Genomic DNA, 18074 nt, shown 5'->3' with positions numbered 1-18074 from the left:
ATCACCTCCGTTCGTCTACTTTCGGTGAAGATACAATCTTCAGGTCTGGACCAATTTTAGTGACCTCTTTTATTTCGAATTCCATCACTTCATCCATTGTTGCAAACCCCTCCCCGCCAACAAGCGTCGGAGCAGCTTTTCCACCAATTAACTTAGGAGCAATATAGGTTATTAACTGTTGAATGGCTTTCTCTTTAAGAAAACTGCCATTAACAGTAGCCCCGCCTTCTACAAATAAAGAGGTGATTTCTTCCTCGCCAAGTAACGAAAGAAGCTCATTGACCTCTACCTTTTCCATCGGGAGAGTAAAGACTCTAACTCCTTCTTGTCCCTCTAAAAAGGCCATTTTCTCCAAATCCGGTTTAGAGCCTGTGACAATCCATGTAGGCGCCTTACCATCTGTAAGAACCTTAGAGTCCAGCGGTGTCCTGAGGTGAGAGTCTAGTATGATCCTTATCGGATTTTTCCCGCCATTTGGGAGTCTTGTATCCAGACTTGGATCATCTGCAAGTACCGTCCCAACTCCCACTAAGATCGCATCATGTTGATGACGGTATTGGTGAACATCCAGGCGCGAATCAGGTCCTGTTATCCACTTACTCTCATTCCTGTGAGTGGCTGTTTTCCCGTCAAGACTCGCAGCTGTTTTCAATGTCACAAAAGGTTTGCCTGTTTTTATATGATGAAAGAAAACTTGATTCAATGCCAAGGCTTCTTCCTCACACACCCCAAGTTCCACCTCGATACCTGCCTTTCGAAGCTTTTCGATTCCTCTCCCTGCTACTAATGGGTTTGGATCTGTGGAAGCGATAACCACTCTGCTAACCTGAGATTGAATGAGAAGGTCTGAACATGGAGGCGTTTTGCCAAAATGACTACAAGGTTCCAGTGTTACATAAACGGTTGAACCGTTTGCTTTATCCACACCTGCCATTTGAATGGCATTCACTTCTGCGTGAGCTTCTCCCGCCCGTAAGTGTGCACCAAAGCCAACAATTTCTCCATTTTTCACCACGACACTGCCCACAACCGGGTTTGGAGAGGTTTGACCTGTTGCGCGTTTGGCCAGATCAATGGCAAACTTCATATAATACTGATCGTCCAAAGCAAATCCCCCTCCTGCACTTCATTGATAAAAATAATAAAAACCTCTAAGAATATAGCCTTAGAGGTTTGAGCGGATTAAAATTGCGTATAGGAAAATAAACAGTGATCATACATGAATTTTTCACTGCTTGCAATCTATAATCCTTCTCCCATCCAGACTTTCACTGTCGGCCCTGGAGTTACACCAGATCCACCGCTTTTCTTTTTCAAGAAAACCGGGTCACGGACTAAGAAACATAAAGCTTCATCACCGCCGGTAGGGAATTTCACCCACCCCCGAAGGACATTCGTATGTAGTTGTATACCGTTATTATTTTAGCATATCTTCATGATAAGTAAAATTTAAAGTTTCAGATAAGTTGGTTAGACGATAAAAAACCAGTAAATGATGCCCCAAATCATGGACATGGCGAGCAACACGCCTAGTAAAATCCAATTCTTTTTATTCATGGTAGGTACCTGCTTTCTTTTCTTGTAAAAAAAGAGAGAGCATCTCTGCTCCCGCTTTTAAAAGTATTATTCAGCGTCTGTTACTTCTACTTTCTCCATAACGTCGCCATTTTTCATGTTTCTAGCAGTTTCAAGTCCAGAAGTCACTTTACCAAAAACAGTGTGAACACCGTTTAAGTGAGGCTGTGGCTGGTGTACGATGAAGAATTGGCTAGAACCAGTGTCTCTTCCAGCGTGAGCCATGGAAAGGCTTCCTGCTTCATGCTTATGTGGGTTACCTTCTGTTTCACATTTGATTGTAGTTCCGCTACCGCCTGCACCAGTACCAGTTGGGTCTCCACCTTGGCTTACGAAACCAGGGATAACACGGTGGAATGTTACACCGTTGTAGAATCCTTCGTTAGCTAATTTTTCAAAGTTAGCAACTGTGTTAGGTGCTTCGTTTGGGTAAAGTTCGAATTCGATTCTTTCTCCGTTTTCCATAAGTATGTATCCTGTTTTTGCCATTATGAACATCTCCTTGTATCTAAAATTAAAATCAACCAGTTATAATCATACATGATTATAAAACGAAAAGGAAGTCAGATGGCCGGTAAAGCTACTATTTCGTCAGTAGATTTCATAACCACCGCTGTTGATTTCCGCAAATGGCTTCGCTTTCCTAGGGGCGCTGCTGGAGCCTCCTCGGCAAGCCTGCGGGGTCTCAACATTGCCGCTACTCTCCCGTAGGAGTCTTCGCCATTTGCTCCAATCAACAGCTAGAAATTACGTTAAATTAGCATTAATGGATTTTTAGGTTGCTAGGTCAAATAACCTTTTGCCTTTTATTGAATGAAGTTCCCTTGTTGATTTTAGTGGAAGGCGCGCCCGCGGGAGGAAGGGGGACAGGTGAGACCCCTGAAGCGTTGTGAGGAGGCTCACGGACCGCCCGCAGGCAAGCGAAGCGCCTGGAACGGAAATCAACAGTTCTCTAATTACAAAAGCCCACCCTCGGCTAAAAGGGTGAGCTTTTGTATGATTGGGTTTATTTTGTCAGCTTGGTTTTTGCTTGAAATGGTAAGTCCAGTCTTACTAGGTCTTCGAATGTTTCGCGGCGGATGACTAGTTGAACTTCGCCATCTTCTACAAAAACAACTGCAGGCTTTGTAATACGGTTATAGTTGTTTGCCATTGCATAGCCGTATGCTCCAGTACAGAATACTGCAAGATAGTCTTCATGATTGGCTTTAGGTAATGGAAGGTCCCAAATTAACATGTCACCTGATTCACAACACTTACCTGCTATCGACACCTTGTCATCTGCCTCATCTTCCACTCTGTTTGCCAGTACAGCTTCGTATTTTGCCTGATACAACGCCGGACGGATATTATCCGTCATGCCGCCATCAATGGCCAAATAATGCCTGATGTTCGGAATCTCTTTTTTAGATCCTACAGAATAGATGGTAGTTCCTGCATCTCCAACCAATGAACGACCAGGTTCAATCCAAATTTCGGGCATTTTTAAGCCATGATCTTTTACAAAGGATTGAACGTCTGTGATGATTTCTTCTACATACACCGAAGCGGGCAGAGGATTGTCTTCTTCCGTATACCGAATGCCGAATCCACCGCCGAGGTTTACAACACGCGCTTCAAATCCTTCTTGTTCGTTCCATTCCTTTAATGTATCAAAAAGTTTGCCTGCTGCAAGCTTAAATCCTGTTGTTTCAAAAATTTGAGAACCGATATGACAGTGAATTCCCAGCAAGTCCAGATGAGTTGCATTAGATGCGATCTTCATCGCTTCGTGCGCCTGACCGCTTTGCAAGTCAAAACCAAATTTGGAATCCTCTTGACCTGTCAAAATATAATCATGTGTATGTGCATTAATACCAGGTGTAACACGTAGCAGAATTGGCATTGTATATCCATGCTTTTTACAGATGTCCTGAAGCAAAGTCAATTCCAAAAAGTTGTCTACAACAACACAGCCAATTTTCTTCTCCACCGCCATTTCAAGTTCTTCCACACTCTTGTTGTTGCCGTGAAAGTGAATGCGATCAACCGGAAAGTCTGCCACAAGCGCTGTATAGAGTTCGCCTCCTGACACGACGTCTAGTGATAAGCCTTCTTCCTTAATAAGCTGAAACATAGCAACAGAAGAAAATGCTTTGCTTGCGTATGCTACTTGTGCTTTTACACCAAGATTTTTAAACGTTGTTTGAAAGTCGCGTGAACGCTCTCTAATGAGTGCTACATCATAAACATATAGTGGAGTGCCATAATCGTTTGCAAGTTCAATTGTGTCCACTCCTCCTATTTCCAAGTGTCCTTTTGTGTTTACTTTACTAGTTCCATGAAAATACATATGCCGTTTCCCCTCGCGCAGTTAGTTTATATGTAACTCTATCTAATACCATATTCTCTATGAGAGAATTGTGGATGTGTTCTAGCCCTGTTTTGAAAATTTAAGTAAAAGACAGCTAAACAGAATCTTTAGCTGTCTTCAAACTCTTTCATCCTGTACTTAATTAAACTAAACTTTACCACACATGAATGCCTCTATCAAGCGAATATTCCTACTAGTTTGTTATTGAGGCTGCCTGAAACGATTCCTTGGATGAACGATGCTAGGACGGATTTTAGCACCTGGTGTACTTCTTCTTACTAGGATCATGAGCAAGGCTTTGGGACTAAAAGGAATGAACGGCCACAAGTATGGAGTATTTAACGAGCGAGTCCCCGCAAGGAATAATATTAATAATGTCACCCCCACAACCAAACCTGGCACATGGAATAATGCAACTAGTGCTAAAAGTATCAACCTCATTATTTTATTGGCCACACTCAGCTCATAACTTGGAGTTGTGAAGGAGCCAATTGCAGCTACCGCAACGTATAAAATAACCTCTGGTACGAAAAGCCCGACATCAATGGCAATTTGCCCAATCAATACAGCTGCAATTAAACCCATTGCAGTGGAAAGGGCGGTTGGTGTGTGAATCGCTGCCAGTCTCAGAAACTCCACTCCAATATCTGCAAGAAAGATTTGAAAGACAACAGGAATATTGGATTCTTCATTTGGTCCAATAAAACTTATCTGCTCTGGTAATAAACTTGGTTCCAAAATCATTAAGAACCAAAGTGGCAAAAGGAACAAAGAAGCAAAGATTCCACAAAAACGTACCCAACGAACAAAAGTACCTACTGCCGGAGACTGGCGATATTCCTCTACATGTTGAACATGATGGAAGAATGTAGTCGGTGTAATAATAACACTTGGAGAAGTATCTACCATCACAATGACATGTCCTTCCAACAGATGAGTAGCTGCAATGTCAGGTCTTTCGGTGTAACGAACGAGCGGGAATGGATTGTAGCCCTGCTTTACGATAAACTCTTCTACTGTTTTATCCGCCATGGTCAGCCCATCAATATCGATATTTTTCGTTTCTTTTCGAACAATATCAACCAGATCTGGGTCTGCTACATCTTTTATGTACGCCAGACAAATGTCTGTTTTTGACCTTTCACCGACTTGAAAAATTTCATAACGCAATCTCTCATCCCTAATTCTTCTACGAGTGAGTGCCGTATTAACAATAATATTCTCTACATATCCGTCCCTTGCTCCCCTTACCACTTTCTCCGTATCAGGTTCTTCAGGATTACGTCCCGGGTATGAACGAGTATCAATCACAAAACCGCTGTGTTCCCCTTCTAGCAAAATAACAACAAGGCCACTGAGGACTTGGTCAACCACTTCATCCATATACTCAATGTTGTTCACTTGCTGGTTCACCAATCGATTATGAACAATCTCTTTTACCTTATATGTCTTCTTTTCAAAGTCATTAACATGAAGCAATTCTTCCATAAGTTCGATTATAAACAGCGTGTCACAAAGTCCGTTAACGTAGTAAAGATTTAACTCCTTGCCAAGTACGGTGAACTTCCTTACGCCAAGGTCAAAGCTGACATCAAGTCCTACTTCGTCTTTAAAGAATTTTTCATTATTCGTCAGCTTCGGTGATATCGGTACTTTTTCCATTCCATTGTGAGACATCATACCCATTCCTCTCTAAAATGATTTCGACCGCTTTGCTGGTAATGGGAGCTCCTCGTTTTACATCATCTCTCCTTGCCATCTTGCCTATATCGCCAATTCCGACAATAAGCGGAAAATGCAATTCATCTAAACAATACACGGTATCTCCATTTATTCTTCCAATATCCATTTCCTGTATTCCACTTTTATCAACTCCATGAGAGGAGACTTGCAGATCACGATCAACTGTCACGTGCACTCTTGTCCATTCCGATTGGTGTGTCTTAGAAGCAACAGCGATTACGCCTAATACTTCAATTTGTTCATGAGTGGCCACATATCGAAGTGCTCGCTCACCTGAACCCTCCCCAAGAAAACCACTGTCATCAAACATTACAAAAACGGGTTCACTTTTCGCCTGCAATATTAGCTTCACTAACTCTTCCCCACTAAGCAGGGTAGGATTGCCAAAGGAAGCAGAAATACATCTGCCACCATAGTGTTTAGCAACAAGCTGTATTGTTTTCTTGGCATATACATCTCCATCCGTTATTAAGATGACCCGTTTTGTAATCACATCCATCTACCCTTTCGGTTTAAAGATAAGTGCGGCGATAAAAGCAAATAGAATGGCAGCTGAAATTCCCGCAGAAGTTAACTCGAATATTCCCATCCCAATCCCGATAAAGCCATGTTTCTCTGACTGGTGCATCGCGCCGTGTAGTAATGAATGACCAAAGCTTGTTATTGGGACGGTTGCACCTGCACCTGCAAAATCAATCAGCTTATCATAAATTCCAAAACCGTCCAGGATCGCCCCAGCTACAACGAACGAACTCATCACATGTGCAGGTGTAAGCTTGGCAAAATCCAGTAATAGTTGCCCAATAACACAAATCAACCCACCCACCACAAAAGCTATTAGATATTCCATTATGGCCCCACCCTCTCTAACACAACGCCGTGGGCGATCGTTGGAATTGATTCCTTTTGCTGAATCATGGTAGGGCTTAGGAGTGCTCCTGTGGCAACGACAAGGACTTTCTTGATCATTCCGGTCATTAGTTCATTAATGAGATGGGCATAGGTTACGACCGCACAGCATCCACAACCACTTCCTCCAGCAAACACCTCCTGATCTGGCCTGAAAATCATCAAGCCGCAATCACTATGTTTCACCGTGATATCATAGCCTTCTTCTTTTAAAAGCTCTTTTAGGATAGGACTTCCGACACCCGAAAGGTCACCTGTGACAATCAGGTCATAAGTGTCGGGATTTACATTTAAATCTTGAAAATGTGCTTGAATCGTATCAGCTGCTGCTGGGGCCATGGCAGAACCCATATCAAATGGGTCTGTAATGCCAAGATCTATCACTCTTCCGATGGTCGCTGAGGTAATACGGATCGGGCTCGGTTGTTTGCTGACAAGTGCAGTTCCAGATCCCGTCACAGTGAAAGTTGCGGAATCAGGTTTTTGTCCTCCATATTCGGTTGGATAGCGAAACTGCCTTTCTGCTGTAGCATTGTGACTGCTGGTAGAGGCAAGCACCCTATTGGCAAAACCACCGTCAACCAGTGCTGCTCCCACTGCTAATGTTTCCATCGAGGTAGAACAAGCACCAAACATGCAAAGGAATGGAATTTGATGATGCCGAGCCACATAATTAGCTGTTACATTCTGGTTAAGCAAGTCCCCTGCCAAAAAAAAGTCAATGTCCTTGTGTTCCAGGTTCACCTTCTCCAGACAAGTTTGAACAGATTGTTCCATCAACCTTCTTTCGGCAAGCTCCCAATTATCTTCCCCGCAGTGAAGCTCATCGTACGTTTTATCAAATAAAGATCCGAGTGGCCCTTCCGCTTCTTTAGGTCCAACGGCGGTTCCTGTGGAACTAATATAAATTGGTTGTTCAAAAACCCAACTTTGTTTTCCTGTTAGTCGCACTATTTTTACCCCCTAACCAGTAAAACTCATATTTAATAAATACCTGATCATGCCTACTACATAGGCCGCCACCACTCCAAATACGATGACACTGCCCGCAAGCTTAAACATATTTGTCGCTACTCCAAGGACAATTCCTTCACTTCTGTGTTCCATAGCCGCACTTGTCATGGAATTTGCGAAACCGGTCACAGGTACAGCAGAACCGGCACCAGCAAATTGACCAAGTTTATCGTAAATCCCAAGGCCTGTAAGCATGGCTGAAATTAAAATCAGAGTAGCTACCGTAGGGTTTCCCACATTTTCCTCATTAAAATTAAACACAGTCATATAAAAATTTTGTATGCCCTGCCCAATCAAACAAATCAGCCCTCCTACAAGAAAAGCCTTCACACAATTGACTACGTAAGGTGGTTTAGGCTGGAATTTTTTTATGTTATTTTTATAATTATCTTTAAGCTTTTCACTCATGATTACCGGCCTCCTTATAGATTGACAAACACCAACCAGTGATATAATGATCCAATTATTTTCCCGAACACGATGGCCATTAGAAGAATGGCCATTTGACCGTCAACACCAATTCTTTTTGCCAATATCGGCAACACATTCAGCACTTCCGTCAAGGCTGCAGCAAGCAAACCGACAAATACCCCGCAAAACAAACCAATCGGTATGGCAAAAAAAGAAGGTAGATGAAAAGTGACACTGTTTAAACTGATCCAACTTCCGAATAATGCCCCCCCTATCACACCCCATTCATAGCCATAGACAAATTTTGTTGTCTTGGTCAACTGTGTTAACCTCGGGATGATTCCAAGCACAGCAAGAAACGCAACAAAGCCTGAACCAACTGCAAGCCCCCCGGCCAAACCGAGAAATACGACAAAAACAATATTAATCGTCATCAATTTTCTTCGAGCTCTCCTTGTTTTCATGCATAATTACATATTGATCTAGATCCTGTTGATAGTTGAACATTTCCACTTCAAGGGGGCTAGGCTCTTCATTAATTCGTTTACGGAATACATGATTGAAAAATAAAATCATCCCTAAGCCCAAACCAATAGAATAGGGAATCTGGAGAAGAAGCGGCTTGTCATCCTCAAGGCCAGTGATGGTTTTGAAAATCTTTTGATGGACGATCCGCATGCTGACATCCTCATGAAAATTCATGATAGCAAGTGCAGCGCCCAGAAAAAGAAGTAGCCAAACTCCCATAAAAAACATTGGACGAAATCGCTTTTTCTTATACACCACTTCCACAATGGTCTGCGCAGGTCCAAAGGTTTGAATATCCAATTCGCTGTCTACTTTCCTTATCTCTTTAATTATCCTCATAACATCCAACACGACGATGGATTTATCACTCATGTTAATTTGATGTATAGAAATGTTCCGAACCTTATCCAATGTTTCCGTATCTGCAACCAACTGTGCGACATCTTCAATTTTTATCATTTGATTTGGACGAGCTTGAATTCGATGACGAAGGCGAACATATAGTGATTTATCCATCTTCCAAACACATCCTGCCAAAAGATATTGTATATGTAGTATGGATTAGTGGGAGATTTACCATGCAAAGGAAAAAAGAACACCAAGAATTACCACGTTTTCTCCAACAAAAAAACCGTACGGACATCATTCATCCATACGGTCTTTCATTTGTTGCAATATTTTCTTTTCGAGTCGGCTCACCTGCACCTGTGAGATCCCAAGGCGCTGTGCTACTTCCGTTTGTGTCTGATCCTTATAGTACCGCAAATAGACAATCAGCTTTTCCCGCTCATCCAGTTCTTCAATAGCCTCTTTCAAGGCAATTTTATCAAACCAACGATGCTCAGAATGATCAGCGATTTGATCCAAAAGCGTAATAGGATCACCATCATTTTCATAGACGGTTTCATGGATTGAGGACGGTGCACGTGCAGCCTCTTGCGCTAGCACCACTTCTTCTGCTGTGATCTCCAAGAATTCTGCTATTTCATTAATGGTCGGCACTCTTCCATACCTTTTGGATAACTCATCTTTTGCTTTCCTGATTTTGTTTGCCACTTCCTTCAACGAGCGGCTTACCTTCACACTTCCGTCATCACGGATGAATCGCTGAATTTCTCCAATAATCATCGGAACGGCGTAGGTAGAAAATTTCACGTCATAGGAAAGATCAAACTTATCGACTGATTTTAAAAGACCGATGCAGCCTATCTGAAACAGGTCGTCCGGTTCATACCCTCTGTTCATAAAGCGCTGAACCACCGACCAGACAAGCCTCATGTTCTTTTGCACAATGGTATCGCGTGCTTCTTGTTCGCCAGATTGACTTCTTTTTATCAATTCTTTTACTTCATGATCTTTTAGGTATGTTTGTGTTTGGTTCTTGACCTCAACATCCATAGGCTTAGCTCCTTAATTACAAAGCGCTTTGCTCTTAGCTAAATACTTGGTCATACGGATTGAGGTGCCTGTTTCTCTAGATGAATGAATTTCTACATAATCCATAAAGTTTTCCATGATGGTAAACCCCATACCAGAACGCTCGAGCTCAGGCTTAGTAGTATATAACGGCTGTCTAGCTTCCTCTACATCATCAATACCCATACCTTCATCCCTGATGGTGATATGGACAGCTCCGTCTTCTAGTTCGACAGAGATGTAAACAGTGGCGTTAGGGTCGTTGTCATAACCATGAATGATCGCATTTGTCACTGCTTCTGAAACGACTGTTTTGATCTCAGTCAATTCATCCATGGTCGGGTCCAATTGCATGATGAAAGCCGCTACAGTTACCCTTGCGAACGATTCATTTTGGCTAAGGGCAGAAAATTGAAGGTTCATGTGATTTTTCATTATGCCACCCCCAATTTTTGCAGGGCGTTTTCTTCACTTTCTTCTAAACGGATAATTTTAAATAGCCCGGACATTTCAAACAGACGCTTTACAGCAGGTGAAATAGAACAAACCACCATTTCTCCCCCATTATTTTTAATCTGCTTATAACGGCCCAAAATGACGCCGAGCCCTGAGCTGTCCATGAAAGACAGCTGTTCCAAATTTAAAATAATATGAGAGATCTGATGTTTTTCGATTATAGCTGTAGCTTGGTTACGCAAATTTTCAGCTGTATGGTGATCCAATTCACCTGCTAAACGTACACAAAGAACATTTTGTTTGACTTCCAAATCAACGGTAAGACTCACTGCACTTTCCCCCTTGTGGAAACTTTGTTCAGTGAGTCAATTTCTATATTCTATTTCCGTTTTCCTGCCTGCAGACAAAACTAGTGTTTATTCGCTAAAAAAACAGGTTCTATACTTGTGATTATTTAAATCAACCTAGCTTGGAGAAGTGACCCATGGAACGTTTGAAAAGTTGCCACCAGCTTGCTTCCATACTGTCTTTTGCAGCTACCAGGTCACTTTCCGAAAGAACCTTTCCGCCTTTTTTAAGGACAATCTTACCTACTTTGTCTCCTTTTTTAACTGGCGCCTTCACATTTTCATCTACAGTGATTATTTTCTCCACATCATCTGTATTTTCACCTTTTTTCGTTAAAACAGAAATCGGTTCGCTAGTTACCGCATCTACTTCTTTTTGAGAACCTTTACTGATTTCCACTCTTCCAACCGCTACGTTACGCTCATACATGGGGTGTGTTTTGTATTGACTGAAAGCAAAATCCAGCATATTCGTGATCTGCGCATTTCGGTCTTTCGGTGTTGGCGCTCCAAAAACAACTGCAATCACACGCATATTGTCTTTTTTGGCAGTAGCAGTTAAACAATATTTTGCTTCTTGAGTAAATCCTGTTTTCACTCCATCTACCCCAGGATAGAATCTAACAAGTTTATTTGTATTGACCAACCAGAATTTCTTTTCTGAATCTTGTCGGAGATAGTCTTCATATTGGCCAGTATATTTAGTAATGCCTTCAAATTTCAATAGTTCTTTCGCCATCACAGCCATGTCGTTTGCCGTGCTGTAATGATTCTTAGCCGGTAAACCTGTTGGGTTTTGGAATAGGGTGTTTTCTAGCCCGAGTTCTTTCGCTTTGGCATTCATTCTATCTACAAAAGCAGCTTCTGATCCTGCGATACGTTCTGCCATTGCAACAGAAGCGTCGTTTCCTGAAGCAATCGCAATACCGCGAAGCATTTCATCTGTAGTCATTTCTTCACCTGGCTCGAGGAAAATTTGCGATCCTCCCATAGAGGCTGCATATTCACTTGTCCTGATTTTCTCATCCCACGTAAGTTCACCTTTATCAATAGCTTCCATAATGAGGAGCATCGTCATGATTTTTGTCATACTTGCCGGGGGCAATTTTTCGTGTCCATTCTTTTCATACAACACTTGTCCGGTGTCGCGTTCAATCAAAATAGCAGATCTCGCATTTTCCGTTAGTTGAACACTCTTTTCTTCCGCCCCTACAACAGGACTAAATGCGGAAAAAGTAAAAGCAATTGCAATTATTGCAGTAATAAACTTTTTCATCCTTAGACCTCCATTCATATTCCTACTTCACATTTTTTCCAAAAATATATGTTTTATACTAAGTTTTGGTAATGGAGGGAAATAATTTTATCGGAACCAAAAAGCACTTAACCTTGGGTAACTGCCAAACGTCCCAGATACCTTGAAATATTGGCCGGATCTCGCCTTTCCGCTTCATCTCTATCGAATGAAGGGCGATGAAGCCGCCTCTCTTGCTATTTCTTGTCACTCAGGTCTTCATCACTGCTATGAGGACTCCTCTCCTCTTTTTTCCTCGTCACTCAGGTCTTCATCACCGCTATGAGGACTTCTCTCCTCCGTTTTCCTCGTCACTCAGGTCTTCATCACTGCTATGAGGACTTCTCTCCTTCTTTTTCCTCGTCACTCAGGTCTTCATCACCGCTATGAGGACTTCTCTCCTCCTTTTTCCTCGTCACTTATGTCTTCATCACCGCTATGAGGACTTCTCTCCTCCTTTTTTGTCGTCACCGAGGTCTTCATAACGATCTAAACAATAAAAAACAGCCCCACCAAAATGGCAGGGCCGCTCTCAACAGTATTCACTATTATTCAGAAATCGTATCATATACAAGTGGTGGAACTTTAACGTCGCCACTTACCACTTTAATGCTTTCATATAATGCTTCTTTTACTTTTGTTAGATCTTCCTGGTTACTGTGGATCGTTGCAAGTGATTCTCCTGCTTCCACTTTGTCACCAATCTTTTTGCGTAGAACGATTCCTACTGCAAGATCAATTTCAGAGTCTTTTGTCGCACGGCCAGCACCAAGTAACATAGCTGCAGTTCCAACAGAATCGGCTACAATTTCAGATACTACTCCAGCTTCTTTTGCTTCAAGCTCCACAACATGCTTTGCTTGAGGCAATTTCTCCGGATTATCCACAACTGAAGCGTCTCCACCTTGTGCTTCTAAGAACGTTTTTAATGTTTCAATTGCTGCTCCGGAACGGATAACTTCTTCCAGCATTCCGCGAGCTTCTTCCAATGTAGAAGCTTTTTCTGCTAAAAGAACCATGTAACTACCTAACTCCAAGCAAAGCTCTTCTAAATCTTTAGGACCTTCGCCACGCAAAGTATCGATAGCTTCTTTAATCTCCAATGCATTACCGATTGCAAATCCAAGAGGTTGACTCATATCAGAAATAACGGCCATTGTTCTGCGTCCCACATTGTTCCCGATATCAACCATTGCTTTTGCAAGCTTTTTCGCTTCATCCAAGTCTTTCATGAATGCACCGGCACCAGTTTTTACGTCCAGTACAATTGCGTCTGCTCCAGCGGCAATTTTTTTGCTCATAATAGAGCTTGCAATCAACGGAATGCTGTTAACAGTTGCAGTTACATCACGCAATGCATAAAGCTTTTTGTCTGCAGGTGTCAAGTTACCACTTTGTCCGATAACAGCTACTTTATTTTTGTTCACGTAGTCGATAAATTCTTGATTGTCGATTTCCACGTGGAAGCCCGGTACGGACTCAAGTTTATCAATTGTTCCACCCGTGTGACCAAGGCCACGTCCACTCATTTTAGCAACAGGAACGCCAACAGCCGCTACTAGTGGTGCCAATACCAATGTAGTCGTGTCGCCAACTCCGCCCGTACTATGCTTATCAACTTTGATACCTTCAATAGCAGATAGGTCAATGGTGTCACCGGAATGTACCATTGCCATGGTAAGGTCTGCGCGTTCTTGGTCACTCATTCCTTGGAAGAAGATGGCCATGGAGAAAGCACTCATCTGATAGTCAGGAATAGATCCGTCTGTGAATCCGTTTACGATGAATTGGATTTCTTCTGTTGTTAATTCTTTTCCGTCACGTTTCTTTTGAATAAGGTCTACCATTCTCATGCCGAAACACCTCTTATTTTCTATAAAATAAATGCAATAAAACACCGCTGTTGATTTCCGCACCGGGCTTCGCTTTCCACGGGGCGGTTCTTGAGCCTCCTCGCTGCGCTACGGGGTCTCAAGTCTACCGCTACCTCCCGCCGGAGTCTACGCCCTGTACTACAATCAACAGCTAATGTATTCTTTTTTACATACCTTTAACGATTGTTTTTACGAATTGAAGGAAGTTTGCTTTTACCATTTCTGTTGTTTCCATAACTTCGTCGTGCGTTAATGGCTGGTCAAGGATTCCCGCGGCCATGTTGGAGATGCAAGAGATTCCAAGCACTTTCATGCCGCTATGACGCGCAACGATTACTTCCGGTACAGTGGACATTCCAACTGCGTCTCCGCCAAGAGTACGAAGCATTCTTACTTCTGCAGGTGTTTCATACGAAGGGCCTGTGTTCCCAACGTATACTCCTTCTTGTACCTTTAGACCAATCTCTGCTGCTACATCTTTAGCCAATTTACGAAGCTGCTTGCAATATGGCTCTGACATATCAGGGAAGCGTGCACCAAGCTCATTGTTATTCGGTCCAATAAGCGGGTTTGTTCCCATGTTATTGATGTGATCAGTTAGAATCATTAAATCTCCTGCTTCAAAGCTTTCGTTTACGCCTCCTGCAGCATTCGTTACGATTAATTTCTCCACACCAATATACTTCATCACACGAACTGGGAATGTCACTTTTTCCATAGCATAGCCTTCATAGAAGTGGAAGCGTCCCTGCATGGCAATAACTGTTTTCCCTTCCAATTCTCCGATTACCAGTTGGCCTGCATGACCTTCGACTGTTGATACTGGAAATTCAGGAATCTCTGTGTAAGGAATTACAACAGGGTTTTGTATTTCTTCTGCTAACACACCAAGTCCAGACCCAAGGATCAGGCCGATTTCTGGTTTGTTAGATAATTTCGCATTAATATATTCAGCTGATTTTTTAATAGCTTCTAATTTCATTTAATAACTCCTCCTAGTTCAAATCTTGTAAAAAGCTTTTTCCGTGCTTAGGCATTCTTGTATTAAAGTTGTCTGCAATCGTTGCGCCGATATCAGCAAAAGTTTTACGGATATCTAACTGCTTTCCTTCTTTATGTTGAGGAGAGTATGCTAGTAATGGCACATATTCTCTCGTATGATCTGTTCCAGGTGCTGTTGGGTCGTTACCGTGGTCAGCAGTAATAATTAATAGATCATCTTCTTTTAGGTTGGCGAACACATCTGGAAGGCGTGTATCATATTCTTCCAATGCTTTTCCATATCCTTCTGGATCTCTTCTGTGACCATATACAGCATCAAAATCAACCAAGTTTAAGAAACTGATACCAGTAAAGTCCATAGCTGTTGTTTCCACCAATTTGTCCATTCCGTCCATGTTAGAGACCGTGCGAAGTGATTTTGTCACTCCTTCCCCATCATAAATATCGGAAATTTTCCCGATGGAAATAACATCAAAGCCACTGTCTTTCAATTCATTCATTACTGTACGTTCAAATGGCTTTAATGCATAATCATGACGGTTGGATGTACGTTTCCAGTTACCTGCTTCCCCAACAAACGGGCGTGCAATAATACGACCTACCATGTACTTTTCATCCAACGTTAATTCACGTGCAATTTTACAAATATCATACAATTCTTCAATAGGAACAACATCTTCATGTGCTGCAATTTGAAGAACAGAATCTGCAGAAGTATAAACAATCAATGCTCCTGAATCGACGTGTTCCTGACCAAGTTGATCAAGAATTTCCGTTCCGCTCGCAGGAATATTCCCGATGATTTTTCGGCCTGTACGTTCTTCTAGTTCGTTGATAAGCTCATCTGGAAATCCGTCAGGAAATACACGGAAAGGTGTATCAATGCGCAAGCCCATAATTTCCCAGTGGCCTGTCATAGTATCTTTTCCGCTTGAAGCTTCTTCCATTTTCGTGAAAAATGCTAGTGGCTTTTCTGCTTTTGGTACACCTTTCACTTCTTCAATATTGCTAAGACCAAGCTTAGCCATATTCGGCATGTTCAGTCCGTTCATGTGTTCTGCAATATGCCCTAAAGTATCGGCACCTTTATCACCAAATTTTTCAGCATCCGGTGCTTCACCGATTCCAACAGAATCCATTACAACTAGAAACACTCTTTTATATGTATAAGAACTCATTTTATAACCTCCTACGAACTTTCGATCTGTTTTCACCTCTTGTATTTTCCCCTTTTTCACTTAGGATAGTCATACAAGAACGCACTTCTACTTGTCAGAAGTCTGACCTCTGATTCTAGTATAAACAAGCGCTTTCAAAGTTGCAATTAAAATGATAAAAAAAGACTGTTCAGATAGTTCGAACAGCCCTCTCTCCTGTTCCCACTATTAAAAGAATCTAACTTTATGCTCTTGGGTGGAACATCGAGTAAACATCCTTCATGCGGGTTTTCGTGACATGTGTGTAGATTTGAGTGGTTGAGATATCGGCATGTCCTAGCATCTCTTGGACTGCACGAAGATCTGCCCCATTTTCTAGTAGATGTGTGGCAAAGGAATGTCGCAACGTATGAGGTGTCAATTCCTTTTCTATACCAGCTTCCTTCGTTAACTTTTTTAATATTTTCCAAAAGCCCTGCCTTGTTAAACGGTTCCCATAAAGGTTCACAAATAAAGCATCCGTGGTCTTCTTTTTTAACAGCTGACTTCGACTTTCTTCTATATAATTGGTGATGGCATTTTGGGCCATTGTTCCAAGTGGAATAATTCTTTCTTTGTTTCCTTTTCCAATACATCGAACAAAACCCATGGTTAAATGAACATCGCTAAGATTCAGGGATATCAGCTCGGAGACACGCATACCTGTTGCGTATAATAGTTCCAACATCGCTTTATCACGCATGCCAAACACTTTACTCGTATCCGGCGAATCTAGTAATGCTTGCACCTCTTCTACAGACATCACCTGCGGAAGCTTTTGTTCTTGTTTAGGACGGTCTATATGTACTGTCGGGTCTTGAGTTGTGACCTTTTCCCTTAATAAAAATTGATGAAATGAGCGTATGGAAGCAATATGTCTGGCTATTGTTTTGGACGATTTCCCATTTTCCGTAAGAAACTTTAAAAACTGTATAATGGTAGACCTTGAAACTGCTTCCAACGAAGATATTTCCTCTACTTTACTTAAATATAAAAGATAAGACTTTAAGTCCCGCTCGTAGGAAACTACTGTGTTTGATGCCAGGCCTTTTTCGACTACTAAAAAATGAATAAAATCTTTTAATTGATCCTGCAATACCCTCTACTCCCCGTAATGATAAAAGAATACCAAGCGCTGCAGCCAGCCCTCATCCCTTTCTTCTACCATTTTTGTCACTTTCACCGCTGCCCCTTCAGGCTCATCATAACGGTGATAATTTTGATACTCTTGATTAATCCACATTATTCCATAGTAAAATAAGACCGTACAACCGGTAAATAAAATAAATACTTTAAATGTATTATAGCATGAATCTATAATATTCTTCATAAAAGTCAACCTCCAACTATGCAAGTTATCCCAATAAACTTGTCTTATTAGAAGGTATGACAAATTAAAGAAGAATTATACCTTTAAATCCAAAATAAAAACCTTTCCCATCTATATTGGAAAAGGTTTATGTATTCTCTTCTTCCGTTTGATCATCAGGATCTTGGCAACGATGGCAAATGCCATGAAAGGTTAAACGGTGGTCCTTTATTTTGAAGTTCCAATCACGTTCTACGATTGCTTCCACATCTTCTAGTAGATCGTCTTGAATCTCATCAACCGCACCACACTCTATGCAAACTAAATGATGATGGAAATGCTTAGCACCTTCTTGTCGAAGATCGTAGCGCGATACCCCATCGCCAAAATTTATTTTATCAACAATTTTCAGTTCCGTCAGTAATTCCAATGTTCGATATACAGTAGCTAGTCCAATCTCAGGTGACTTTTCTTTCACGAGGAGGTATACATCTTCCGCGCTCAAATGGTCCTCTTCATGTTCCAGCAAGACTCGGACTGTTGATTCTCGCTGAGGAGTTAGCTTATAGCTTGCGGAATGCAGTAGCTTTTTTATGCGATCTATCCTATTTTCCATTTCGGTCCCTCCCTCGCTTTACCACTTTATT

General features: G+C 41.8%; 20 protein-coding genes and 1 riboswitch. All 20 genes read right to left on the bottom strand.

What is annotated here, in order from left to right:
• Position 1 precedes the first annotated feature (1 nt).
• Positions 2-1105 carry a bifunctional diaminohydroxyphosphoribosylaminopyrimidine deaminase/5-amino-6-(5-phosphoribosylamino)uracil reductase RibD gene (gene ribD / locus M313_RS23180; RefSeq protein ID WP_010194412.1) on the bottom strand — a complete coding sequence of 368 codons (1104 nt, stop codon included), beginning with the start codon at positions 1103-1105 and terminating at the stop codon, positions 2-4.
• 139 nt (positions 1106-1244) lie between these two features.
• Positions 1245-1395: riboswitch (FMN riboswitch) on the bottom strand.
• Positions 1396-1623: 228 nt separating this feature from the next.
• Positions 1624-2064, bottom strand: a complete 441-nt coding sequence (locus M313_RS0109035) for a peptidylprolyl isomerase (protein WP_010194410.1) — start codon at positions 2062-2064, stop codon at positions 1624-1626.
• Positions 2065-2581: 517 nt separating this feature from the next.
• Positions 2582-3907: a diaminopimelate decarboxylase gene (gene lysA / locus M313_RS0109025; RefSeq protein ID WP_010194406.1), complete on the bottom strand. Its 1326-nt coding sequence runs from the start codon at positions 3905-3907 to the stop codon at positions 2582-2584.
• Positions 3908-4129: 222 nt separating this feature from the next.
• Positions 4130-5605 carry a spore germination protein gene (locus tag M313_RS0109020; RefSeq protein ID WP_010194404.1) on the bottom strand — a complete coding sequence of 492 codons (1476 nt, stop codon included), beginning with the start codon at positions 5603-5605 and terminating at the stop codon, positions 4130-4132.
• Positions 5553-6170 carry a stage V sporulation protein SpoVABEA gene (gene spoVAEA, locus M313_RS0109015; RefSeq protein ID WP_010194402.1) on the bottom strand — a complete coding sequence of 206 codons (618 nt, stop codon included), beginning with the start codon at positions 6168-6170 and terminating at the stop codon, positions 5553-5555. Before spoVAEA ends, M313_RS0109020 begins: the two co-directional genes overlap by 53 nt.
• Complete coding sequence (spoVAE, locus tag M313_RS0109010) at positions 6171-6521, bottom strand: stage V sporulation protein AE (protein ID WP_010194401.1); 351 nt, start codon at positions 6519-6521, stop codon at positions 6171-6173.
• Entirely contained in the window at positions 6521-7531 is a 1011-nt protein-coding gene (gene spoVAD / locus M313_RS0109005) for a stage V sporulation protein AD (protein ID WP_010194399.1), read from the bottom strand. Before spoVAD ends, spoVAE begins: the two co-directional genes overlap by 1 nt.
• 12 nt (positions 7532-7543) lie before the next feature.
• Positions 7544-8002: a stage V sporulation protein AC gene (gene spoVAC, locus M313_RS0109000; protein ID WP_010194397.1), complete on the bottom strand. Its 459-nt coding sequence runs from the start codon at positions 8000-8002 to the stop codon at positions 7544-7546.
• Positions 8003-8016: 14 nt separating this feature from the next.
• A complete protein-coding gene (locus M313_RS0108995; protein ID WP_010194394.1) occupies positions 8017-8439 on the bottom strand; it encodes a stage V sporulation protein AB in 423 nt (140 codons plus the stop codon).
• Positions 8429-9049 (bottom strand): stage V sporulation protein AA, encoded by a 621-nt coding sequence (locus tag M313_RS0108990; RefSeq protein WP_010194392.1) that lies wholly within the window; start codon positions 9047-9049, stop codon positions 8429-8431. Before M313_RS0108990 ends, M313_RS0108995 begins: the two co-directional genes overlap by 11 nt.
• A 126-nt stretch (positions 9050-9175) precedes the next feature.
• Positions 9176-9931, bottom strand: coding sequence for an RNA polymerase sporulation sigma factor SigF (sigF, locus tag M313_RS0108985; RefSeq protein ID WP_010194391.1), 756 nt, complete (start codon positions 9929-9931; stop codon positions 9176-9178).
• Between the two features lie 12 nt (positions 9932-9943).
• Entirely contained in the window at positions 9944-10384 is a 441-nt protein-coding gene (gene spoIIAB / locus M313_RS0108980) for an anti-sigma F factor (protein WP_010194390.1), read from the bottom strand.
• Positions 10384-10734: an anti-sigma F factor antagonist gene (spoIIAA, locus tag M313_RS0108975; protein ID WP_010194389.1), complete on the bottom strand. Its 351-nt coding sequence runs from the start codon at positions 10732-10734 to the stop codon at positions 10384-10386. The genes spoIIAB and spoIIAA overlap by 1 nt, the downstream gene beginning before the upstream one ends.
• A 130-nt stretch (positions 10735-10864) precedes the next feature.
• Complete coding sequence (locus tag M313_RS0108970) at positions 10865-12028, bottom strand: D-alanyl-D-alanine carboxypeptidase family protein (RefSeq protein WP_010194386.1); 1164 nt, start codon at positions 12026-12028, stop codon at positions 10865-10867.
• Positions 12029-12594: 566 nt separating this feature from the next.
• The gene (locus M313_RS0108960; protein ID WP_010194382.1) at positions 12595-13899 is read right to left on the bottom strand and encodes a pyrimidine-nucleoside phosphorylase; all 1305 of its coding nucleotides are present in this window, start codon (positions 13897-13899) and stop codon (positions 12595-12597) included.
• Positions 13900-14086: 187 nt separating this feature from the next.
• Positions 14087-14902 (bottom strand): purine-nucleoside phosphorylase, encoded by an 816-nt coding sequence (locus tag M313_RS0108955; protein WP_010194380.1) that lies wholly within the window; start codon positions 14900-14902, stop codon positions 14087-14089.
• 13 nt (positions 14903-14915) lie between these two features.
• Positions 14916-16100, bottom strand: coding sequence for a phosphopentomutase (gene deoB / locus M313_RS0108950; protein ID WP_010194379.1), 1185 nt, complete (start codon positions 16098-16100; stop codon positions 14916-14918).
• 223 nt (positions 16101-16323) lie between these two features.
• Positions 16324-17214, bottom strand: a complete 891-nt coding sequence (gene xerD / locus M313_RS0108945; protein ID WP_010194377.1) for a site-specific tyrosine recombinase XerD — start codon at positions 17212-17214, stop codon at positions 16324-16326.
• Between the two features lie 6 nt (positions 17215-17220).
• Positions 17221-17448 (bottom strand): YqzK family protein, encoded by a 228-nt coding sequence (locus tag M313_RS0108940; RefSeq protein WP_010194376.1) that lies wholly within the window; start codon positions 17446-17448, stop codon positions 17221-17223.
• Positions 17449-17575: 127 nt separating this feature from the next.
• Positions 17576-18043 carry a ferric iron uptake transcriptional regulator gene (gene fur / locus M313_RS0108935; RefSeq protein WP_010194374.1) on the bottom strand — a complete coding sequence of 156 codons (468 nt, stop codon included), beginning with the start codon at positions 18041-18043 and terminating at the stop codon, positions 17576-17578.
• Positions 18044-18074: the final 31 nt, after the last annotated feature.

The sequence above is a fragment of the Bacillus sp. m3-13 genome (assembly GCF_000175075.1).
GTDB classification, from domain to species: Bacteria; Bacillota; Bacilli; order Bacillales; family Bacillaceae_I; genus Sutcliffiella_A; species Sutcliffiella_A horikoshii_C.
The sequence above is the reverse complement of the archived record's forward strand: the minus strand, read 5'-3'. Positions and strand labels throughout refer to the sequence as shown.